This is a genomic window from Amycolatopsis sp. NPDC051102, from assembly GCF_040682815.1.
Classification (GTDB): domain Bacteria; phylum Actinomycetota; class Actinomycetes; order Mycobacteriales; family Pseudonocardiaceae; genus Amycolatopsis.
This window is the reverse complement of the sequence record NZ_JBFBBT010000007.1, coordinates 222,224-243,671: the sequence shown is the minus strand read 5'-3', so window position 1 is coordinate 243,671 and position 21,448 is coordinate 222,224. Positions and strand designations below refer to the sequence as shown.

Below are 21,448 nucleotides of genomic sequence, written 5' to 3'. Positions count from 1 at the left end.
GTCAAAAACCGACGTAGTCGGCGGTCGGTGATACCGAGCCTTCTCGCGGCACCGTCCTCACGAGTTCCCGCAGCGCCGACCTGACCTCGATCAAAATACGGTCGTCGGGCAAAGAACGAGTCTCCGCGATGTGAACAAGGTGCCCGATCAGAGCTGGATAACCGCTCAACATCGCGTTGCCTGCGGCCGCGACCTGCAAATGATCAGCCGCCCGCATCAGATCGTCAGCGGCGTCTTGGTCGACCATGCCATCCAGCACGGCCGATTCGATGACCTCCCGCGCCACCACGAACGCGACGCCGGGCAGCGAGGAGGACGACGTGAGCTGATCGGTCAGCAACCGCACATCCATCTGGACTCCCCTCCCCACGTTCACACTGGATCTGTCGAGTACCTGCATTTAAAATACAACCAGCCGTAGTTTTAACGCCGAAGACTCGCCGGGGAGCCGCCCATGAACGAGTCTCGCCGCGGCCGCCCACCGGGCGAAGGTCCTCCGATCCGGTACACCGAAGCTCGGACGTTCACCGGTGAGCCACGGTGGCTCGTCGACGAGGAACAGCATCCCGGCGAGGTTGCGGCGGCGTTCGCCCAGCAACAACTCATCGCCGGCATCCGGGCACAACACGGGGCAAGCCTGTCTGCCGCCGATGTCGCGGACCATCTCGGTAAGACAAGAGGCGATCGCACTGTCATCGACGTCTGGTCCGGTCGTCGGGCGATCACCCTGCCGATGCTTCTTTCCCTCGCGCTGGCCTTTGACGTGCCGCCCCTGGCGCACTGCGATCCGGACGACCTGCGCACGCTGTTCCCTTTGGCGCACCGCAGCTGGCTCGGTTCGTGGCGGCCAGGCAACGGCAGCCCCGTCTTCCACTCGCCTACCCAGCCCGGCGGCGAGCCGGCCTGGCCGCTCGCATCCCGCCAGCTGGCCGAGTGGATCACCGACGAAGCCGCCAGTGGAACGCTCCATCTGACTACGGATCAGGTGGCAACCCACGCAGCAGCGACAGCGCTCAAGGCAGCAGGGCTGCCCGTCGAACTCGCGTCGCTGCTGACCGGCCCCCTCGGCCGGTTGTCCCTACGCTACGAGACCACGCCGGAGATCGACATACAGGTCACGCTGAGCCACGAGGAGAACGGTCCCTCGCGGTCCGGACACCTCATGCTGATCCGCCGGATGTGGGAGTTGAGACGCACCGCCGCGGAACGAGCGATATCGGTCCTGATCTTGGCGCACCGTGAACTCGCCCGACTCGCGCAGTTGATTCCCGAGGTCGACACCGCCTCGGCTGGTGACAGCCTACGAGTTCCGCCGAGAACGCTCAGGGATGCCGGCATCCCTGGTGCGTCAGTGAACGAATTCGAGTTGACCGGACTGGCCCGCGAAAAAACGCCAGTCGGTTACACCGTGTTGATCCACGACGTCGCGAAGCCGACCGTTCACCAATAGCGGGAGGCCGGGGCACTCACGCGTCCGCGAGTGCCCCGGCCAGGCTCAGTGCGCGTACACCTCGAACTCGTACAGCGAGTAGCCGTACTTCGTGCCGCGCTGGACGCCCTGCATCTTGACGAACCGGGCCGGGGTGGCGGCGAAGGCGAGGTTGTCCTGGCCGCCGTCGCCGTCGGTCACCACTGCCGCGTCCGTCCAGTGCGCCGCGTCCGGGGAGAGCTGGATCCGGTAGCTCTTGCCGTACGCCGACTCCCAGGCGAGCATCACCCGCGAGACCTGCTGGACCGAACCGAGGTCGACGGTGATCGCCTGGTCGTCGCTCCAGTCGCTGGCCCAGCGGGTCGAGGCGTTGCCGTCGATCGCGTTGGCCGCCGGCGAGTTGTAGAAGCCGGTTTCGGCGCTGGTGGCGCTGACCGTCTTCGTCGCCGCCAGGTTCGCGATGTTGTCCCCGCGGTGCGCGGCGTACTCGACGACCTGCTGGAACGTCGGGCGGTTCTGCCAGCTGATCTTGTCCTGCGTGATGCCGCCGAGCGGGTTGTGGATGATCGAGTCGGCGCACCACTGGTCACCGGCCGAGCAGTTCGCGTCACCGGGGTAGACGGTGCTCGCGGACTGGCCGGCGGCGGTGGTCAGCGAGTCGACGAGCGCCTGGCGGCACGCGGTGACGTCGCCGCCGCCGCAGAACGTCTGCGCGAGCGGGCCGGCCACCGGCTGGCCGAGCACCTGCCGGATGTCCTTGCTGACGTAGCCCCACCAGCCGAACTGGAACGACGAGCCCTTGTGCGGCTGGCCGGTGTGCTGGCCGTTGCCGTTCTGCCAGCCGGACGGGCTTTCGTTGATGCCCAGCACGCCGGTCATCGCGTTGTAGGCGTCGTCGCCGAGGGACGGCTTGAACTCGGCCTGGACCAGCAGCGGCCACCAGGCGTCGAAGATCCGGATGGCGTCGGCGTCGGCGTAGGCCTTGCTACCCGGCGAAGTCTCCTTGCGCAGGTGGCCGTTCGAGAGCCACGTCTTGAGCTTCGCCTCGGCGTCCGCGGCCGCGCCGGTGGTGGGCGTCTTGTCGAGCACCTGCAGCAGCAGCGGCAGCACGCGCTCGGCCCGCAGGTCGGCCAGTGCGGCGTCCGCCATCGCCTGGGTCAGGTTGACCCGGGTGACCTTGGTGCCGCTGCTGATCAGCTGCTTCACCCGCGCGTCGAGCAGGTCGACGCGGTGCACGGCGGACTTGTCCGCCCCGGCCGCGGCGTAGCCGTTGGCCTGCGCGTTGTTCCAGCTGACGTAGTAGTCCTGGTTGACCGACTGCGGGTGCTGCGACGCCGGCGTGTAGTTCGCGACGTTGCCCGCCGGGTTCCAGCCCTGCCAGTCGTGGCCCTGGTCGCCCCACACCGGCATGTTCGGGTCCACATCGGACTGCCGGGCCGGGTTGGCGCCGGAGTTGAAGTAGGCGATGTCACGCGAGTCGGCGTAGAACCAGTTGAACGTGAAGTTGATGTCGGCGGCGGCCCGCTGGAAGTCCGCGGCGGACTTGACGAAGGTCGGGTCGTTCAGCTCCTGGAAGCCGATCAGCGAGTCGACCTCGTGGAAGTAGGACGACCGCAGCGCCGCGTACGCCACCGGCTTGCCGCCGACGGTCGCCCGGCTCTGCACCGGCCCGTACTTGGTCCGGTAGCTGCGCAGGGTGTACGAGCCCGCCGCGGTGCCGTCGGCCACGGTCGGCTTCCAGGCGTTCTTGACCTCCACGGTGTCCATCGGGACGCACTTGCCCTGGTAGGTGTAGTAGTTCGAGTCCTTCGTCGGCGTGCCGCCGTTCGGGTCGCACAGCTGCAGCGCGTAGGTGTCGATGATGTCCTGCGCCGACGTCGTCGCGCTCCACGAGTAGTCCTGGCCGCGGCCCAGCAGCGTGTACATGCTCAGCCCGGCGAACGCCGCGCCGCGCGAGCTGATGCCCGGGCCCTGCAGCTCCTGCAACAGCAGCAGCTGCGGCGCGAAGTAGCCGGTCTGCGGGCCGAACACGGCGACCGGGTGGCCGCTGGCGGTCTTCGCGCCGGAGACGAGCAGCGCGTTGGACATGCCGTGCTTCTCGCTCAGCATGTTCGCCGGCAGCACGCCGTTGTCGAACATCCCGCGGGCGGGTTCCAGCTCGGCGGGCGCGGCGACGTCCACAGTGGACGGCGTCGCGGAGGCGGCCGAGCCGGTCTGGTCGAACACCAGCGGCTGCGGCGTCACCGAGTTCTTGTCCGGCATGGCCCGGCCCACCGCGTTGGCCGGGGTCTTGCCGTACGGGAAGGTCTGGCCGTCGTGCAGCGTCTTGACCGCCTCGGGGTCGTCCTCCGAGCGCAGGCTCTGCCACACCTTCTCGCCCTGCACGACGCCGTACTTCTCCTGCATCGCGAGCTTCGCGATGGCGTTCTGGACCTCGCCGCCGCCGCCCGCGCCGAACTCGGCGCCGATCAGCGACGCCAGCGCGACCAGGTCGGTCAGCTTGAACGGGTCGATCGACCCGGCGTTGGTGATCGAGTCGACGTGCCCGGTCAGCACGTACTCGCCGGGGAAGTACCGGCCGTTGTAGGAGTCGCTGATGTACTTGTTGATGCCGTCGATGTAGGCCTGCGCGTCGGCGAGCCCCTGCGCGCCGCGCGGGCCGCTGGCGGCCGTGCGGTCGATCTGCGCCTGCAGCTCGGCTTCGGTGTACGGCGCGTTCGCGAAGAACTGCTGCTCGAGTTCGCGGTTGGCTTCGGCGCCGCCGGCGAACGAGGTGACCTGGCCGCGGGCGGCGTGCCGCAGCACGTCCATCAGCCACAGCCGGTCCTGCGCGGCCGCGTACCCGGCGCCGAACTCGGTGCCGGCGCGGGTGGTGCCGGTGATGTGCGGGACGCCGAGGGCCTTGTCGCGCACGATCGTGACGTCCGCACGCGGCTTCGAGGTGCTCGCCACCTGGTCGGCCGGGACGCCGAAGGAGGAGTCGTTGAAGTACTGGCTGATCGCGCCGGTGGTCAGCGTCTTGTAGCCGCCCGCGAGGGAGGCGTACTTCCCGAGCTGGTCGGCCGAGTGCGCCGGGCGGGTGCCGAGCAGCTTGTGCGCCAGGATTTCCGCGAGGGTGGCGCTGCCCTGCTCGCCGGGCGGGAGGATGTCGTTGCACTGCCCGCCGCAGTAGTCGTCGGGTGACAGGGCCGCCTCCGCGGCCGGCGCGGACACGGCGACCTGGGTCAGCCCGGCCACGAGGGCCCCCAGTGCCGTTATGGTCAGGGCGCGGATGCGTCGTCGCATGCCGGGCTCCCCTCAGTCCAGAAGAGTGACGAAGCGCACGCTACCGAGCAGTAGGGCAAGTGTGAAGACTTTTCGCGTTTCTCCCCTCTTTGGGCGTAGTCCGATCGGCGCAGCCCGAGGGGGCGTAGGTACGGTGAGGCGTATGACCTTGGAAAAGCCCCTCATCGACCGCCCGGACGGACCTGCGCCGGCCGACCTGGAAATCACCGACATCACCGTCGGTGACGGCGCGGAGGCCACGCCGGGCAAGACCGTCACCGTGCACTACGTCGGTGTCTCGCACGCGACCGGCGAAGAGTTCGACGCGTCCTGGAACCGCGGCGAGCCGCTGCGCTTCGGCCTCGGCGCCGGCCAGGTCATCTCCGGCTGGGACCAGGGGGTCGCCGGGATGAAGATCGGCGGCCGCCGCAAGCTCGTGATCCCGCCGCACCTGGCCTACGGCGACCGCGGCGCGGGCGGCGTGATCAAGCCGGGCGAGACCCTCGTCTTCGTCGTCGACCTGGTCGGCGTGAACTGACCCCACGGCCGGGCGTCACCCGATGGACCACCGGGTGACGCCCGGCCAGGGAATTCCCCGCCCGCGGCGGCGGCCCTAACGTCGAACGTCGACCACCGATTCGACGAAGGGGAGAAATGCGCCTGCGCGCCCTGCTCGCCGCTGCCGTTCTGACCATCTCCACCGCTCCCGCCGCCTGGGCCGTCGCCCACGGTTCCGACGTTCCACCGGGGCAGTACGGGTTCGTCGCGAAGATCGCGATGACGAAGATCCCGCGCCCGGACGGCTCGACGTACAGCAGCTACTGCACGGGCGCGCTGATCGCGCCCGCCTGGGTCGTGACGACCGGCCACTGCTTCCACGACGCCCACCGCGACCGTGTCTCGGGCAAGATCCCGTACCCGACGACGGTGACGCTGGGCCTGACGGACGAGGAAACCGAGTCGGGCATCGCCCGCAGGGCGACCGAGGTCCTCCAGGCCAAGGAGAACGACGTCGCCCTGATCCGCCTGGACTCCCCGGTGACCGTGGTGACGCCGCTGGCGGTGCACCGCGCGGCCCCGAAGGTCGGCCAGCAGCTGACGCTGGCGGGCTGGGGCAGCCTGACGGGCAAGGACCCCAAACCGGCGGCAAGGATGCAGCAGGGCACGGTGGCGATCGCCAAGGTCGACCCGACCACGATCGGCGTCCGCGGCGCGGCCCCGGAGATCACGACGAGCGCGTGCACATACGACTCGGGCGCCCCCTACTTCACGGACACCGAGCTGGTCGCCCTGGAGGCAACGGGCCCGGACTGCCCCCACGCAGGCATCGAAACAACAAGCCGAGCAGACGTCATAGCCGACTGGCTAACCACCCACACGGCCTAACTTCGCCCACGGCGAACGGGTGACGTAGCCCACGACAGCTTCCCCACAGCCTCCCCAAACCACGCTGGAAGGTGAGGGAAGGCACCGTGGGGGGTCCGGGGGGCTCGGCCCCCCGGGAGACACAAGGACAACGGGAAAGGGCCCCGATCGCGCCAGCGATCGGGGCCCTTGAACAGCGTGGGCGAGGAGGGAGTTGAACCCTCACGTCCTTTCGGACACACGGACCTGAACCGTGCGCGTCTGCCATTCCGCCACTCGCCCGAGTGCTTCCTTGCGGCAGCGAGGAGAAGACTAGCAGGTCGTTTGAACGGCTTTCACCGGGGGCCGTGTAGAGGCTGGCTCACCCGGATAGGATCGGTGCGGAAGCACACGTGTGAGGAGGTTTTCCCCGGTGGGCCGCGCCGAACGATTCGACAGGCGACTCGAGAACCTGGTGGGGAACACTTTCGCGCGCATGTTCGGTGGCAACGTCGTCACGCAGGAAGTGGCGATCGCCCTGGAGCGGGAGAGTGAGGAGAACGTTCGTGAGCTGGCAGGCGGTCGGCAGCTCGCCCCGAATCACTACATCGTGTCCTTGGGGACGGCTGACCACGAGCGCATGGCCGGTGACGAGCAACGCGTCACCCAGGTGCTGGCCAAGGCGGTGGCGGAACACCTCGCCGCCGAGGGCCTGGACACCTATGGTGACGTCGTCGTATCACTCGAGCGCAACGAGGCGCTGCATACTGGACAGTTCAAGACCCGTTCGTCCGTCGATCCCGACGCCCGCCCCTCAGGCGCCGGTTCACCGCGGTCGGCACGACCCAGCAACGCAGGAGACCCAGCAATGAGCCAGCCCCCCGGCTACGGCCAATACGACCAGGGTGACCCGTACGGCCAGCAGGGCCAGTACGGCTACGGACAGCAGGGTGGCCAGCAGCCCGGGTACGACCAGGGTTACGGCCAGCAGGGTGGATACGACCAGTACGGCCAGCCGCAGCAGGGCGGTGGTTACGACCAGTACGGCCAGCAGCACCAGGGCGGGTACGACCAGGCCGGCTACGCCCAGCCGCAGCAGGGCGGCTACGACCAGGGTTACGGCCAGCCCCAGCAGGGCGGCTACGACCAGGGCGGTTACGGGCAACCGCAGGGCGGTGGCTACGACCAGGCCGGCTACGCCCAGCCCCAGCAGGGCGGCTACGACCAGGGCGGTTACGGCCAGCCCCAGGGCGGCGGCTACGACCAGTACGGCGGCCAGCAGCAGGGCGGCTACGACCAGTACGGCCAGCAGCAGGCGTACGGCGCCCCGGCCGCGGACCCGTACGGCCAGCAGGGTGGCTACGCCCCGCCGGCGCCGGGCCGTCAGCTCGCGGCGAGCCTGCAGCTGGACGACGGCTCCAACCGGACGTACTCGCTGAAGCAGGGCGGGAACGTCGTGGGCCGCGGCCAGGACGCGGACTTCCGCCTCCCGGACACCGGTGTTTCGCGCCGCCACCTGGAGATCACCTGGGACGGTCAGAGCGCGACGCTCGCGGACATCGGCTCGACCAACGGCACGACCGTGAACGGCACGCCGGTCCAGACCTGGCAGCTCGCCGACGGCGACGTCATCCGGGTGGGTCACTCGTCCCTCGTGTTCCGTACACAGGGCTGACTCGGGACACGGAATACTGTTCCCGCAGAATTGACGTGCGGGGGGACCGCGGCGTACCCGCGTCGCGGCTGCGCGGAAGAGTCGGGAGCGGACACACCAAGTGCCAGAGCTGGTCGTACAACTCACCAGGGTGGGCTTCCTCGTGCTGCTCTGGCTCTTCGTGTTCGCCGCGCTCCGAGTCGTGCGCTCGGACCTCTACGCGGCGTCGGGCATGCGCGTCCAGGTGCCGACCTTCGGGCGCAAGAAGGAGAAGAAGCCGCGCAACAGCAAGTCCCCGCAGCAGCTGCTCGTCACGCACGGCGCGCTGGCGGGGACGCGCATCGCGCTGGACGGCCGGCCGATCCTGATCGGCCGGGCCGACGACTCGACGCTGGTGCTCGACGACGACTACGCGTCGACCCGGCACGCGCGGATCGCCCAGCGTGGCGAGGACTGGTACGTGGAAGATCTGGGCTCGACGAACGGGACCTATCTCGACCGGGCTAAGGTCACTGCACCCCTCCGGGTCCCGCTCGGAGTCCCCATCCGGATCGGCAAGACGGTGATCGAGCTTCGCCCATGACTCTCGTCCTCCGCTACGCAGCCCGCAGCGACCGGGGCCTGGTGCGTTCGAGCAACCAGGACTCCGTGTACGCCGGCCCTCGCCTGCTCGCGCTCGCCGACGGTATGGGTGGCCACGCGGCGGGTGAGGTGGCCAGCAAGGTCGTCATCGCGTCCCTCGCCCCGCTCGACGACGACGAGCCGGGCGACGACCTGCTCGCCCAGCTGCGGGAGGCGGTGGCGAACGGCAACGCCGCGATCGCCGAGCTCGTCTCGCAGGACCCCGACCTGGACGGCATGGGCACCACGCTCACCGCCGTCCTGTTCGCCGGCAACCGGCTGGGGCTGGTGCACGTCGGCGACTCGCGCGCGTACCTGCTGCGCGGCGGCCAGTTCGCCCAGATCACGCGCGACGACAGCTTCGTCAACGAACTTCTCGAGCAGGGCCGGATCACGCCCGAAGAGGCGGCGGTGCACCCGCAGCGGTCGCTGCTGCTCAAGGCGCTGACCGGGCACGAGGTCGAGCCGAGCCTGACCGTGCGCGAAGCCCGTTCCGGTGACCGGTACCTGATCTGCTCGGACGGCCTGTCCGGCATGGTCAGCGACGAGACGCTGGCCGAGGCCGTGCAGATCCCGGACCCGCAGCAGTGCGCGGACCGGATGATCGAGCTGGCGCTCAAGGGCGGCGGCACCGACAACGTCACGGTGATCATCGCCGACGTCGTCGACGTCGACTTCGGCGAAGACGCGCCCATCGTGGGCGGCGCCGCCGGGGACGGCAGCGACGAACGCCACCAGGGCGACTCGCCCGCGGCGCGGGCCAGGGCGCTGACCCAGCCGCCGCCGCAGCCGCGCCCGGAACTGCCGCAGCCGCAGGAAGATCCGAAGGCCCGGCGCCGGAAGCGGTTCCGCTGGCTGGCCGGCGCGCTGGTGGTCCTCGTGGTGCTCGCCGCGGCGGCCATCGCCACCCGCTACTTCGTGCTGAGTCAGTACTATGTCGGCGAGGGAGCGGACGGGGAGGTCGTGATCTATCGCGGCGTCCCCGGCAGCATTCTCGGCATCGACTTGCACGCCTACGAGCAGGGTTCCTGCCCGCCCGCCCAGGTGTGCACGGACAAGCTGCGCGTCAACCAGCTCCAGGAGGACGCGCGGCTGGCGGTGCAGAACGGCGTCAAGAAGGACAGTCTCGATGACGCCCGCAGGTACATCGATGACTTCCTGCAGCTGCGCAAGCGCCTGAACAACTGCGCGCCGGCGGGCGGCCAGCCGTCCTCGACGCCGACCCCTTCGGTCACGCCGACGACGACTCCGTCGGCTCCGGCCGGCTCTACTGCTCCGTCGTCGGCGAACCAGCCAGCGGGGAGGGACTGCTCGACGCCGAGTTCGACGGCACCGACGACGGGAGGCGGTAACTGATGGGCCAGCCCGTCGCGCGTTCCGCCGAACCGCTCGCCGCGCAGTTCCAGACGAACCCGCCGCGCGAGGTCCCGACCCGCCGCAACACCGAGCTGGTGCTGCTGGGGTTCGCCACCTTCATCGTCACCATCGCGCTGGTCCTGGTGGAAGCGAACCAGGAGCAGGAGCTCACGACGTCGATCATCTGGCTCGGCTTGGCCTACCTGGGCGTGCTGACCGGCGCGCACCTCGCCGTCCGCAAGTGGGCGCCGTACGCGGACCCGGTGCTGCTCCCCTGCGTCGCGCTGCTGAACGGCATCGGGCTGGTGATGATCCACCGGATCGACTTGGCGCTGGCCGAGCGGGCTTCGCAGCAGGGCAAGGACTACACGCCCGCCGTCACCGCGCAGGTCCTGTTCACGGTGATCTCGCTGGTGTTCTTCGTCGTCGTGCTGGTCGTGGTCAACGACCACCGCACGCTGACGCGTTACGGCTACACCGCGGGCCTGATCGGCATCGTCGCGCTGGCGCTGCCGGCGCTGCTGCCGTCGAGCCTGTCCGAGGTCAACGGCGCCAAGGTGTGGCTGAAGCTGCCGGGGTTCTCGATCCAGCCGGGCGAGTTCGCGAAGATCCTGCTGATGATCTTCTTCGCTTCGTTCCTGGTGTCGAAGCGGGACCTGTTCATGGTGGCGGGCAAGAAGCTCGTCGGCGTCGAGCTGCCGCGCGCCCGTGACCTCGGCCCGATCCTGATCGCCGCGTTCGTCTGCATCGGCGTCCTGGTGTTCGAGAAGGACCTCGGCACGTCGCTGCTGTTCTTCAGCGTCATCCTGGTGATGCTGTACGTGGCGACCGAGCGGGCCATCTGGGTCGTCCTCGGCCTGAGCTTCTTCGCGGTGGGCTGCGTCATCGCCTACAACCTCTTCGGGCACGTCCAGCAGCGCGTCGCCAACTGGCTGGACCCGCTGGCCACCTACGACCAGGCGGGCGGCGGCTACCAGCTGGCGCAGGGCCTGTTCGGGCTCGGCACCGGCGGGGTCGGCGGCACCGGGCTCGGCGCCGGGCGGCCGGACATGGTGCCCGAGGCCAACACCGACTTCATCACCGCGTCGATCGGCGAAGAGCTCGGCTTCATCGGGCTGGCCGCGGTGCTGATGCTGTACTTGCTGGTCGCCATGCGCGGCATGCGCAGCGCGCTCGCGGTGCGCGACACATTCGGCAAGCTGCTGGGCGGCGGGCTCGCGTTCACCATGGTCATGCAGATCTTCGTCGTCGTCGGCGGGGTCACGAAACTCATCCCGGAGACCGGTATCACCGCCCCGTTCCTGTCCAAGGGTGGTTCGTCGCTGCTCGCGAACTACATCCTCGTCGCGCTGCTGCTCCGCATCTCGGACGCGGCCCGCAAGCCCGCCTCCCGTCCGAAGCCGCAGGTGCAGCCGCAGGCGCCGATCGCGGAGGCGCACACGGTGCTCGTGCAGCGCCCGCCGGCGGACGGGGGTGCGCAGGCGTGAACACCCCGCTCCGCAAGGTCGGCATGGCGATGCTCGTGATGGTCGTCCTGCTGCTGGCCAACGCCACCTACATCCAGGTCGTGAAGGCCGACGACTACCGCACCGACTCCCGCAACGCGCGCGTGCTCTACGACGAGTTCGCCCGCCAGCGCGGCAAGATCGTGTCGCAGGCCAACGGCGAGGTGCTGGCCGGCATCGACCCGTCGAACGACAAGTACAAGTACAAGCGGACCTACGCCGACGGCCCGATGTACGCGCCGGTCACCGGCTACTACTCGATCAACTACGGCGCGGGCGGCCTGGAGCGCGCCGAGGACGACGTCCTCAACGGCTCCGACCCGCGGCTGTTCGTGCGGCGGCTGTCGGACATGGTCACCGGCCGCGACCCGAGCGGCGGCAACGTCCGGCTGACCATCGACCCGGCCGTGCAGAAGGCCGCGTACGACCTGATGACGCAGAAGGGCTACACCGGCGCCGTCGTCGCGATGGAGCCGAGCACCGGGCGGATCCTGGCGATGGTGTCGACGCCGTCGTACGACCCGAACGCGCTTGCTTCGCACACGTCGAAGGCGCAGACCGACGCCTGGAACGCGAACAACAAGGACCCGAACAAGCCCATGCTGAACCGGGCGATCTCGGAGACCTACCCGCCGGGGTCGACGTTCAAGCTGGTCACCGCGGCGGCCGCGCTCGAGGACGGCAAGGGCCCGGACACCCAGGTCAGCACGGCGCCGAACACGAAGCTGCCGAACACGAGCGTCACGCTCGAGAACTACGCGGGCCAGCCGTGCCCCGGCAACACCTTCAAGGACGCGCTCGCGCACTCGTGCAACGTGCCCTTCGCGGAGTTCGCCGGCCAGCTCGGCGCGGACAAGATGAAGAAGACGGCGGCGAACTTCGGCATCGGGCAGACCGACCTGACCGTGCCGATGAAGGTCGCCCCGTCGACGGTCGGCCCGCTCGACTCGCAGGGCGCGCTCTACCAGAGCGGCATCGGCCAGCGCGACGTCCGGATCACGCCGCTGCAGGACTGCCTGCTCGCGGCCACCGTGGCCAACGGCGGGATCGCGATGAAACCGCAGCTGGTGCAGTCGGTGCTGGCGCCGGACCTGTCGACCATCGAGGACTACAGCCCCACCGAACTCACTGGCACGCCCGCGCTGTCGGCGTCGAACGCGGCGATTCTCAAGGACATGATGATCGCTTCCGAGGGTTTCACCGCGGGCGGTGGCAAGCGCGCGGACATCCAGATCGCGTCGAAGACCGGCACCGCGGAGCACGGCACGGACTCCAAGAACACCGCCCCGCACGCGTGGTACACCGCCTTCGCCCCGGCGAACGACCCGAAGATCGCGGTCGCCGTGATCGTCGAGAACGGTGGCGACCGCGGGCTGGCCGCGACGGGCGGCAAGGTCGCCTCGGAAATCGGCCGCGCCGCCATCAACGCCAAGCTCGGGGGTGGATAGCGCATGCTGTCCTCCGGCCAGCTGCTGGCCGACCGCTACAAGCTGACGAGCCGCATCGCCGTCGGCGGGATGGGCGAGGTCTGGCAGGCCAGCGACACCCGGCTGGACCGGACCGTTGCCGTCAAGATCCTCAAGGCGGAACTCTCCGGTGACGCCGAATTCCTGCACCGCTTCCGCACGGAAGCGCGGATGACGGCGTCCCTGAACCACCCCGGCATCGCCGCGGTGCACGACTACGGCGAGACCATCTTCGACGGCGATCTGTCGATCGCGTACCTGGTGATGGAGCTCGTCGACGGCGACCCGCTGGCCGGGTTGCTGGCCAAGCACGGGCGGCTGTCGGCGGAGTTCACGCTCGACATGCTGGAGCAGGCTGGCAACGCGCTGCAGGCCGCGCACTCCCACGGCCTGGTCCACCGCGACGTCAAGCCGGGCAACATCCTGGTGACGTCGGCCGGCCAGGTGAAGATCACCGACTTCGGCGTGGCGAAGGCGGCCGACGCCGCCCCGGTCACCCGGTCCGGCATGGTCATGGGCACCGCGCACTACATCGCCCCGGAGCAGGCGCTCGGGCAGCCGGCCGAGCCGGCGTCCGACGTCTACTCGCTGGCGGTGTGCGGCTACGAGTGCCTCGCCGGGCACCGGCCGTTCTTGTCCGAGAACGCCGTGACGGTCGCGATGATGCACATCCGCGACATGCCGCCGCCGCTGCCGCCGGACGTGCCGCCCGCGGCCCGGGCGGTGATCGAGGCGACCCTGGTCAAGGACCCGCGGCAGCGCTACAACAACGGCGGCGAGTTCGCGGCCGCCGTCGCCGCGGTCCGCGCCGGGCTGCCGCTGCCGACGCCGTCCGGGCTGGTCAACGCCACGTACGCGACCGGGCAGCAGCCCCAGCAACCCCAGCAGCCGCAACCGCCGCAGCAGCCACCGCCGTCGATGCCGGTGCCGATTCCGCCGCAGCAGCCGATGCAGCAGCAGCCGATGCCGGGCGGCCCGCCGTCGCCCGCGATGAACCCGATGATCGCCATCGGGCCGCCGTCCCGGCCCGCCCCGCGGCAGGTCATGCTGCCGGCGGCCCGGAAGAAGACGCAGTGGGGCTGGTGGGCACTTCTCGCCGCGATCCTGCTCGTTGTCCTGGTGGCGGGGATCGTGCTGGTGGCGAAGATGCTGGGCGGCGGCAACGGCTCGCCGCCGCACAACGGCCAGACGCAGAGCCAGGTGGTCCCGGGCAGACAGGTGCCCGCGGAGCAGTCCTCGAGCGTCTTCCCGGCGGACACTCCCGGCACGACCGACGATGGCCGGCAAGGCATCATGACCACACCGTGGACGGAATGGAACGGCACCCAGAGATGAGCACACCCAGACTGCTCTCCAACCGGTACGAGCTGGGCGAAACGCTCGGCTACGGAGGCATGTCCGAGGTCCATCACGGCCAGGACGTGCGTCTCGGCCGGGAAGTCGCGATCAAGATCCTCCGTGCCGACCTCGCCAGGGACCCGCAGTTCCAGGAGCGCTTCCGCCGGGAAGCCCAGAACTCCGCCGCGCTGAACCACCCCGCGATCGTCGCGGTGTACGACACCGGCGAGGCGAACACCGAGTTCGGGCCGCTGCCGTACATCGTCATGGAGTACGTCGAAGGCCGGACGCTGCGCGACATCGTCAAGACCGAGGGCCCGATGTCGCAGAAGCGGGCGATGGAGGTCATGGCCGACGTCTGCGCGGCGCTGGACTTCTCGCACCGCCACGGCATCGTGCACCGCGACGTCAAGCCGGCCAACGTGATGATCACGAAGAACGGCGCGGTCAAGGTGATGGACTTCGGCATCGCGCGCGCGATGCACGACGGCCAGTCCGCCATGACCCAGACGGCCGCGGTCATCGGGACGGCGCAGTACCTCTCGCCGGAGCAGGCCCGCGGCGAGTCGGTCGACGCGCGGTCGGACGTCTACGCCGCCGGCTGCGTGCTGTACGAGCTGATCACCGGCGAGCCGCCGTTCACCGGCGACTCCCCGGTCGCGGTGGCCTACCAGCACGTCCGGGAGGACCCGAACCCGCCGTCGTCGGTGAACCCGGCGGTGGCGCCCGAGCTGGACGCCGTCGTGCTGAAGGCGCTGGCCAAGGGCCCGGCGAACCGCTACCAGTCGGCGGCGGAGATGCGTTCGGACCTGGTGCGGACGCTTTCGGGCCAGCGCCCGGTGGCGCCGATGGTGATGTCCGAGGACGAGCGCACGCAGGTGATGAACGCCGACCGGCGGCAGCCGCAGCGCTACGACGAATACAGCGAGCCGGACGACGAGGACCCGAAGGCCAGGCGGCGGCGCCGCACGATCCTGGCCGCGGTGGCGGCGGTGTTCGTGCTGGGCGCGGTGCTGCTGATCATGTGGCTCGCGGGCTCGTTCAAGGGCAACGACGCGACGCTGGTCGCGGTCCCCGACGTGCTGCACCAGACGGTCCCCCAGGCCAGGGAGACGCTGAACGGCAAGGGCTTCAACGGCACGATCGAGCAGAAGCAGGTGACCTGCGGGGTGACGCCGACCGACGGCAGCCCGCAGTGCGGCCAGGACGACATCAACAAAGTGATCAAGATCGACCCGTCGGTCGGGACGCAGGTCGCGACCAGCCAGAAGATCACGCTGTGGGTCGGGGTCGCGCCGGGCAAGGCCAGCGTGCCGGACCTGAAGGGCAAGACGCCCGCCCAGGCCGAGCAGGCGCTCACCGACGCGAAGCTGACGCTCGACCCGTCCGTCGGCGAGGTCGAGGTCGACGACCCGAACCAGGCCGGCCTGGTGCAGAACCAGACCCCGGCCGCGTCGACCGAGGTCGCCCAGGGCAGCAGCGTGAAGATCACGGTGGGCAAGTCGAAGCAGCTCAAGACGGTCACCGACTTCACCGGCAAGCCGTACTCGCAGGCCAAGTCGGCGCTGGAAGCCCAGGGCTGGAAGACGAAGAAGACCGAGCAGGCGTCGGACACGGTGCCGAAGGACTCGGTCATCACCCAGAACCCGAACGGTGGTCAGCTGGCGGTCGGCGAGACGATCACGCTGACCGTGTCGACGGGTCCGACCACCCCGACTTCGACCCAGATCGAGATGCCGCAACTGGTGGGCATGCCGGTCGACGAGGCGCAGTCGAAGCTGGCGAGCATGGGCTGGACAGGCACTTTGCAGCAGCAGTCCGACCGGAGCAGCCGTCAGCCGGAAGGCACGGTGACCAGGCAGAGCGTGAAGGCCGGGAGCACGATCAGCAACAACCAGCCCATCACGGTGTTCGTGTCCGAGGGCAACGGCGGCATCACGATCCCGACGAACCCGTCCACCCCGGGCGCACCCTGACCGATCCCTGACCGATCCCGCTGAGAAGGCCCGCACGGTTCGCCGTGCGGGCCTTCTCAGTTGTCGAGCCAACGCAGTTCGACGTCCCCGAGCCGGCGCTGGACGCGCAGCAGCCGTTCCGCGGTATCGGACGAGTGAATCGACCGCTGCCCGCTGTACCGGAAGAGGGCGCCGCCGCCGTGCTGCAGCTCGATGCCCCAGCCGATGAGCGGGGTGCCTTCCAGGTGGTGGGCCGTCCCGAAGACCGTGAACAGCCTGGGTTTTCCGGCGAGGGCGAGCTCCTCGATGACGCGCTGGTACGGTGTTCGGTCTGTGCTCATGGAAAGACCTTACCGAGAAACTTTCTCCTTAAGCAACTGGTAGTGTCTGCGCATGCACATCCCGTCGGATCCCGAGCTGCTGAAGACGCAGCTGGGCATCGAGCTGCGCCGGCTGCGCGAAGAGGCCGGGTTCACCGCACTGGAGGCGTGCGCGGCGATCAACGCGCACACGCCGAAGCTCTCGAAGCTGGAGAACGGCAACCAGACCGCGGACCCGGAGGACATCCGGAAGCTCGCGGAGTTCTACCGGGCGACACCGGAGCAGCGCGACTATCTGGTCGCGTTGGCCGAGGCCCAGCCGAAACGGCGACGGAGGCGGAAGGCCGCCGAGCGTGACGCGGTCCCGGACTGGTTCCGCCGGTTCCTGGCGCTCGAATGGGACTCGACCGAGATTCGCACTTACGAGATCGACATGATCCCGGGCCTGCTCCAGACCGAGGACTACGCGCGGTCGAACATCCAGGCATGGGAGCCGGAGGCAGACCAGCGGATCATCGACAAGCAGGTGACCACCCGACTGGAACGGCAGGTCGCGTTGCGGCGCAATGGTCGCCCGTCGCTGCGCCTCGATGCGGTGCTCAGCGAGGCGGCTTTGCGCCGGATTCAGGGCAGCCACGCCATCATGCGGGCGCAGTTGCAGCACCTGATCGCGGCATCGAAACGGCCCAACATCACCATTCGTGTGCTGCCGTTCGAGGCGCCGGGCCGGGTCACGACTCCGGCCGCTTTCGCCTTATTTCGCCTGCAGGAGCAGAACTTCTCGACGGTCTACCTGGAAGACCTCTTCGGCGCGACCTACCTCAAGGAGCCGGACGAGTTCACCAAGTACAGCGTGGTCTACGGGCGCCTGCGAGATGCCGCACTGGACCCGGAATCCACTCGCAAGTTCCTCGCTAAGGTGGCAGAGTCCTACAAGTAGAACGCCACCTGAAGGGGTGTGTGATGACAGCCCCCGAGTCCCCAGTTTGGTTCAAGAGCAGCTTCAGTGGTGGAAACGGCGGCAACTGCGTCGAAGTCGCCTGGTTCAAGAGCTCCCACAGCAGCAGCAACGGCGGCAACTGCGTCGAGGTCGCCTTCACCGGTCCCGCCGTGGGCATCCGCGACACGAAGGACCGCGCGGCCGGCCACCTGACCGTCACCGGCCCGGCCTGGGATGCGCTGCTGGGTCACGCCTTGTCGAGGAATCCCCGCACCGCACCAAGCACCTGATCGGCGTCGCTCGCGGCACCGCAGTCGAGCTCCAGCTCCTCGGCGGCGCCCGAGCGTTTCACCTTCAGGGACACGCTTCCGGCCCCCCGCCTCAGCCATGCGAAGAGCGAGCGGCAGAAGACCGCGGCGGAGTTGCTCGACACCCCGACCACAACGGCGTCGAAAACCTGGACCCGCCCGCGAAGTTCGTCTTCGCCGCGCAACCAGGCGGCGAGCTCCGGAAGCTCGCGGTCGGAGTTTGGCACGGTGATCGCGACGATCCCAGCCGTCACCCGGTCTCCCTTCACCCAGAACCGGAGAGGACACGAACCTTAGTCGTGTTAGTGGCCTCCCCGGTAGCCCGCGCGGAAACTGAATACTGCAAATTGCAGTCAGGAGCGCCGGTGCACCAAGGCCGACACCACGAAGAAGCTCGCCGCCAGCATCGCCACTGACGTCACCAACGCCAGTACCAACGGCCCGCCGACCGGTTCGTCGTCCGTCAGGGCGTGCAGCAGCGGGTGGACCAGCGGAATCTTCGCCAGCAGCACCACAACCAGCGTGATCACCGCCGCCAGGACGGTCCAGCCGATCCGCTGCACCAGCAGCCGCGAGCACGGCAACGCGATCGCGATGCCCAGCAGCGCGCACGCGAAGTGCGCCAGCAACCCGATCCCCAGCGCCGACGGCTGCACCTTGAACGACTTGATCGCCGACCACACCTCGGTGATCGCGGTGAGCACCAGCGAACAGACCAGAACCGTGCTCACCGCGCCAGTGATCATCCGGCGCCACTGGCGCGCGTGGCTCAACGTCACCAAGCGCTGCACGGGATCTTCGATGTCGAGCAGCGCGATCGTCAGCCAGCACGACACGACCAGCAACCCGCCCGCGCTGACGCCGAACAGCGGCAGCGGCGGCGAATGCGGATCGGCGTAGAGGATCACGCACAGCGCGAGGTACGCCAGCAACGCCGGCAGGTACCGCTGGGAATGGCCCAGCAGCGCCAGGTAATACCGCGTCAAGGCGAGCACGGCGCCACCTCCCGCACCGACCAGCCGTCCTTCAACGCGCGCAGCAGCACCGCGTCCACCGCGGCGACCTCGACCGTCAGCACCACCTGCGGGCCTTCGGCCACCGCGTGCCGGACGCCGGGCTCGTGCGCCCAGCCGGTGCCGTCGCCGCGCAGCACGATCCGCGTGGTCGGCTCGGCGCTCTCGGCCGTCAGCCTGCCGTCGTTCATCAGGTGGACGACGTCGGCGTGGTCGTGCACCACCTGCGGCCGGTGGTCGGTGAACACGACACTCGCCCCGCGCGCCCGCGTCTCGGCCACGAGCTCGCCGAGGATCGCGTGCGTGCCGACGTCCAGACCGGACCACGGCTCGTCGAGGATCAGCAGGTCGGGCCGGACCATCACCGCCTGCGCGAGCCCGACCTTCTGCGCGTTGCCCTTGGACAGCGTGCGCAGCGGCGCCGCCGGGCCGCCGACGAGGGCGAGCCGCTCCAGCAGCGGGTCGATCATCGAAAGATCGGCGAGGCCGCGGATGCGTGCCATGTGCCGCAGGTACGCCCGCGCGCCCATGCGCTGGCCGGCCGGGAAGCGGTCCGGCAGGTAGCCGATCCGCGGGGTTCCGCTGACCGTGCCGGTGGTCGGGTGCGAGACGCCGGCCATGATCCGCAGCAGCGTCGACTTCCCCGAGCCGTTGCTGCCGAGGACGCCGACGACGTGCCCGGGCTCGACGGTCAGGTCGACGTCGCGGAGGACGAAGTCACCCCGTCCGTACCGCTTGCCGACCCCCTCGAGCCGGATCACGCAACAGCGGCCTTCTGGAGCGCCTTGGTCGCGCGCTCGAGCTCGTCGACCCGGGCCGGGTCGACCGGGTGGCCGGCCGCGGCCAGCCAGTTCGCCAGCATCCGGTGGCCGCCCTCGGTGAGCACGGACTCCGGGTGGAACTGGACGCCTTCCAGCGGCAGCTCGCGGTGGCGCATGCCCATCACGATGCCGGTTTCGGTGCTGCCGGTGATCTCGAAAACCGCGTCGGAAATCGTGTCGGGCACCACGGTCAGGGAGTGGTACCGGGTGGCCGTGAACTCCTCGGGCAGGTCCTTGAGGATGCCGGCGCCGGTGTGGTGGACCTGGCTCGTCTTGCCGTGGAGCAGCTCGGGCGCGCGGTCGACGGTCGCGCCGTAGACCACGCCGAGCGCCTGGTGGCCGAGGCAGACGCCGAGCATCGGCGTGCGCGTCTCGGCGCACTTGCGGATGACGTCCATGCTCTGACCAGCGCGTTCCGGCGTGCCCGGGCCGGGCGAGACGAGCACGGCGTCGAATTCGGGGACGCGGTCGAGGTCCACGACGTCGTTGCGCCAGACCGTGCAGTCGGCGCCGAGCTGGGCCAGGTACTGGACCAGGTTGTAGACGAAGCTGTCGTAGTTGTCGACGACGAGAACGCGCATGGCGCCGAGCTTACCGGCTCCCACCTGGTGGACCGTACGCCAAATCACATTTTAGGTTAGGTGATCCTAACTTACCGTGGGTCGGGTGAGCCGTTCTCTTCGTGTAGCCGTCGTGGGTGCCGGGCCCGCCGGGATCTACGCCGCCGACATCCTGGACAAGTCCGACGCCGACGTCTCCGTCGACCTGTTCGAGCGGATGCCCGCGCCCTTCGGGCTGATCCGGTACGGCGTCGCGCCCGACCACCCCCGCATCAAGGGCATCGTGACGGCGCTGGAGAAGGTGCTCTCGAAGCCGAACGTCCGGCTGCTGGGCAACATCGACTACGGCACCGACATCAAGCTCGACGAGCTGCGCGAGTTCTACGACGCGGTGATCTTCTCGACCGGCGCGTCCGCCGACCGCGCGCTCGACATCCCGGGCATCGACCTCGACGGCAGCTACGGCGCCGCCGACTTCGTGTCCTGGTACGACGGCCACCCGGACGTCCCGCGCACCTGGCCGCTGACCGCGTCTTCGGTCGCGGTGCTCGGCGTCGGGAACGTCGCCCTGGACGTGGCACGGATCCTGGCGAAGACGGCCGACGAGCTGCTGACCACCGACATCCCGGACAACGTCTACCAGGGCCTTCGCACGAGCCCGGTGACCGACGTGCACGTGTTCGGCCGCCGCGGCCCGGCGCAGGCGAAGTTCACCCCGCTGGAGCTGCGGGAGCTGGACCACTCGCCGAACGTCGAGGTCATCGTGTACCCCGAGGACATCGAGTTCGACGAAGGCAGCATCGCCGCGCTGCGGGCGTCGAAGCAGATCGACATGGTCGTGAAGACGCTGCAGGAGTGGGCGATCCGCGAGCCGGGCACCCGGCCGCGGCGGCTGCACCTGCACTTCTTCCACACCCCCGCGGAAGTCCTCGGCTCCGGCGGCCGCGTGACAGGCTTGCGCACCGAACGGACCGAGCTGACCGGCGACGGGAACGTCCGCGGCACCGGCGAGTTCCACGACTGGGACGTCCAGGCGGTGTACCGCGCGGTCGGCTACCTGTCGTCGCACCTGCCGGAACTCCCGTTCGACCACGTGGCCGGCGTGGTGCCGAACCAGGCGGGCCGCGTGCTGGACCTGGACGAGAGCCAGCTGCCGGGCGTGTACGTGACGGGCTGGATCAAGCGCGGCCCGATCGGCCTGATCGGCCACACGAAGGGCGACGCGGCGGAGACGATCGCCAGCCTGCTGGCCGACGCCCCGACCTTGGCGCCCCCGAAGTACGCGTCCCCGGACGCGATCCTCGACTTCCTGGCGACGCGCGGCATCCCGTTCACGACCTGGGACGGCTGGGGCCGCCTGGACGCCCACGAGAAGTCGCTCGGTTCGGCGGCGGGCCGGGAGCGGATCAAGGTGGTCGAGCGCGAGGAGATGACCCGGGTTTCGCGCGGCTAGGGGTCGTGGGGGGGTGGGGGGGGTGTTTAACGCCAGGACAAACGCCCTCCCGGCGGGGTGGGGTGGTCCGGGCGGCGCGGCGCGCCGGGGGGGGGCAGGTG

At 69.5% G+C, this 21,448-nt stretch carries 20 protein-coding genes and 1 tRNA gene; 13 read left to right on the top strand and 8 right to left on the bottom strand.

All coding sequences use genetic code 11. The annotated features are described in order from the left end of the window. Nucleotide 1: 1 nt before the first annotated feature. Nucleotides 2-352: a hypothetical protein gene (locus tag AB0M93_RS22020; protein ID WP_364276025.1), complete on the bottom strand. Its 351-nt coding sequence runs from the start codon at nucleotides 350-352 to the stop codon at nucleotides 2-4. Nucleotides 353-454: 102 nt separating this feature from the next. Here AB0M93_RS22020 and AB0M93_RS22015 point away from each other — a divergent pair, with 102 nt between their 5' ends. Next, nucleotides 455-1,450 (top strand): helix-turn-helix transcriptional regulator, encoded by a 996-nt coding sequence (locus tag AB0M93_RS22015; RefSeq protein ID WP_364276024.1) that lies wholly within the window; start codon nucleotides 455-457, stop codon nucleotides 1,448-1,450. Between the two features lie 45 nt (nucleotides 1,451-1,495). Here the strand turns inward: AB0M93_RS22015 and AB0M93_RS22010 are convergent, their stop codons facing one another. Then, nucleotides 1,496-4,714, bottom strand: a complete 3,219-nt coding sequence (locus tag AB0M93_RS22010; RefSeq protein ID WP_364276023.1) for a penicillin acylase family protein — start codon at nucleotides 4,712-4,714, stop codon at nucleotides 1,496-1,498. Between the two features lie 142 nt (nucleotides 4,715-4,856). Between AB0M93_RS22010 and AB0M93_RS22005 the strand changes: the two genes are divergently transcribed. Then, nucleotides 4,857-5,231: an FKBP-type peptidyl-prolyl cis-trans isomerase gene (locus AB0M93_RS22005; protein WP_364276022.1), complete on the top strand. Its 375-nt coding sequence runs from the start codon at nucleotides 4,857-4,859 to the stop codon at nucleotides 5,229-5,231. Nucleotides 5,232-5,347: 116 nt separating this feature from the next. Beyond that, nucleotides 5,348-6,079, top strand: coding sequence for a trypsin-like serine protease (locus AB0M93_RS22000; protein WP_364276021.1), 732 nt, complete (start codon nucleotides 5,348-5,350; stop codon nucleotides 6,077-6,079). Nucleotides 6,080-6,257: 178 nt separating this feature from the next. Here the strand turns inward: AB0M93_RS22000 and AB0M93_RS21995 are convergent. Continuing rightward, a tRNA-Leu gene (locus AB0M93_RS21995) sits at nucleotides 6,258-6,340 on the bottom strand. Between the two features lie 130 nt (nucleotides 6,341-6,470). Here AB0M93_RS21995 and AB0M93_RS21990 point away from each other — a divergent pair. The 7 genes from AB0M93_RS21990 (at nucleotide 6,471) to pknB (ending at nucleotide 15,953) form a co-directional block, all read left to right on the top strand. Beyond that, nucleotides 6,471-7,712, top strand: a complete 1,242-nt coding sequence (locus AB0M93_RS21990; protein ID WP_364276020.1) for a DUF3662 and FHA domain-containing protein — start codon at nucleotides 6,471-6,473, stop codon at nucleotides 7,710-7,712. A 100-nt stretch (nucleotides 7,713-7,812) separates the two neighbouring features. Continuing rightward, on the top strand, nucleotides 7,813-8,274 hold the full coding sequence (locus AB0M93_RS21985) for an FHA domain-containing protein (RefSeq protein ID WP_003079002.1): 462 nt from the start codon (nucleotides 7,813-7,815) through the stop codon (nucleotides 8,272-8,274). Further along, a complete protein-coding gene (locus AB0M93_RS21980; protein ID WP_364276019.1) occupies nucleotides 8,271-9,668 on the top strand; it encodes a PP2C family serine/threonine-protein phosphatase in 1,398 nt (465 codons plus the stop codon). The genes AB0M93_RS21985 and AB0M93_RS21980 overlap by 4 nt, the downstream gene beginning before the upstream one ends. Beyond that, nucleotides 9,668-11,155: an FtsW/RodA/SpoVE family cell cycle protein gene (locus AB0M93_RS21975; protein WP_364276018.1), complete on the top strand. Its 1,488-nt coding sequence runs from the start codon at nucleotides 9,668-9,670 to the stop codon at nucleotides 11,153-11,155. Before AB0M93_RS21980 ends, AB0M93_RS21975 begins: the two co-directional genes overlap by 1 nt. Beyond that, a complete protein-coding gene (locus tag AB0M93_RS21970; protein ID WP_364276017.1) occupies nucleotides 11,152-12,621 on the top strand; it encodes a penicillin-binding transpeptidase domain-containing protein in 1,470 nt (489 codons plus the stop codon). The genes AB0M93_RS21975 and AB0M93_RS21970 overlap by 4 nt, the downstream gene beginning before the upstream one ends. A 3-nt stretch (nucleotides 12,622-12,624) precedes the next feature. Then, entirely contained in the window at nucleotides 12,625-13,974 is a 1,350-nt protein-coding gene (locus AB0M93_RS21965; protein WP_364276016.1) for a serine/threonine-protein kinase, read from the top strand. Next, nucleotides 13,971-15,953, top strand: a complete 1,983-nt coding sequence (gene pknB / locus AB0M93_RS21960) for a Stk1 family PASTA domain-containing Ser/Thr kinase (protein ID WP_364276015.1) — start codon at nucleotides 13,971-13,973, stop codon at nucleotides 15,951-15,953. Before AB0M93_RS21965 ends, pknB begins: the two co-directional genes overlap by 4 nt. A 56-nt stretch (nucleotides 15,954-16,009) precedes the next feature. On the opposite strand, the gene AB0M93_RS21955 is transcribed toward pknB, so the two are convergent. Next, entirely contained in the window at nucleotides 16,010-16,273 is a 264-nt protein-coding gene (locus AB0M93_RS21955; RefSeq protein WP_364276014.1) for a hypothetical protein, read from the bottom strand. Between the two features lie 52 nt (nucleotides 16,274-16,325). On the opposite strand from AB0M93_RS21955, the gene AB0M93_RS21950 reads away from it, so the two are divergent. Beyond that, entirely contained in the window at nucleotides 16,326-17,192 is an 867-nt protein-coding gene (locus AB0M93_RS21950; RefSeq protein WP_364276013.1) for a helix-turn-helix transcriptional regulator, read from the top strand. Between the two features lie 23 nt (nucleotides 17,193-17,215). Continuing rightward, nucleotides 17,216-17,482 (top strand): DUF397 domain-containing protein, encoded by a 267-nt coding sequence (locus tag AB0M93_RS21945; protein ID WP_364276012.1) that lies wholly within the window; start codon nucleotides 17,216-17,218, stop codon nucleotides 17,480-17,482. On the opposite strand, the gene AB0M93_RS21940 is transcribed toward AB0M93_RS21945, so the two are convergent. The 4 genes from AB0M93_RS21940 to AB0M93_RS21925 all read right to left on the bottom strand — a co-directional run bounded on the left by AB0M93_RS21940 (nucleotide 17,440) and on the right by AB0M93_RS21925 (nucleotide 19,915). Further along, the gene (locus AB0M93_RS21940) at nucleotides 17,440-17,754 is read right to left on the bottom strand and encodes a hypothetical protein (RefSeq protein WP_364276011.1); all 315 of its coding nucleotides are present in this window, start codon (nucleotides 17,752-17,754) and stop codon (nucleotides 17,440-17,442) included. The genes AB0M93_RS21945 and AB0M93_RS21940 overlap by 43 nt on opposite strands. A gap of 99 nt (nucleotides 17,755-17,853) precedes the next feature. Then, entirely contained in the window at nucleotides 17,854-18,495 is a 642-nt protein-coding gene (locus tag AB0M93_RS21935; RefSeq protein WP_364276010.1) for a hypothetical protein, read from the bottom strand. Beyond that, nucleotides 18,483-19,274: an ABC transporter ATP-binding protein gene (locus AB0M93_RS21930; protein ID WP_364276009.1), complete on the bottom strand. Its 792-nt coding sequence runs from the start codon at nucleotides 19,272-19,274 to the stop codon at nucleotides 18,483-18,485. Before AB0M93_RS21930 ends, AB0M93_RS21935 begins: the two co-directional genes overlap by 13 nt. Beyond that, a complete protein-coding gene (locus tag AB0M93_RS21925) occupies nucleotides 19,271-19,915 on the bottom strand; it encodes an aminodeoxychorismate/anthranilate synthase component II (protein WP_364276008.1) in 645 nt (214 codons plus the stop codon). The genes AB0M93_RS21930 and AB0M93_RS21925 overlap by 4 nt, the downstream gene beginning before the upstream one ends. A 112-nt stretch (nucleotides 19,916-20,027) precedes the next feature. Here AB0M93_RS21925 and AB0M93_RS21920 point away from each other — a divergent pair, with 112 nt between their 5' ends. Continuing rightward, the gene (locus tag AB0M93_RS21920; protein WP_364276153.1) at nucleotides 20,028-21,347 is read left to right on the top strand and encodes an FAD-dependent oxidoreductase; all 1,320 of its coding nucleotides are present in this window, start codon (nucleotides 20,028-20,030) and stop codon (nucleotides 21,345-21,347) included. Nucleotides 21,348-21,448 lie beyond the last annotated feature (101 nt).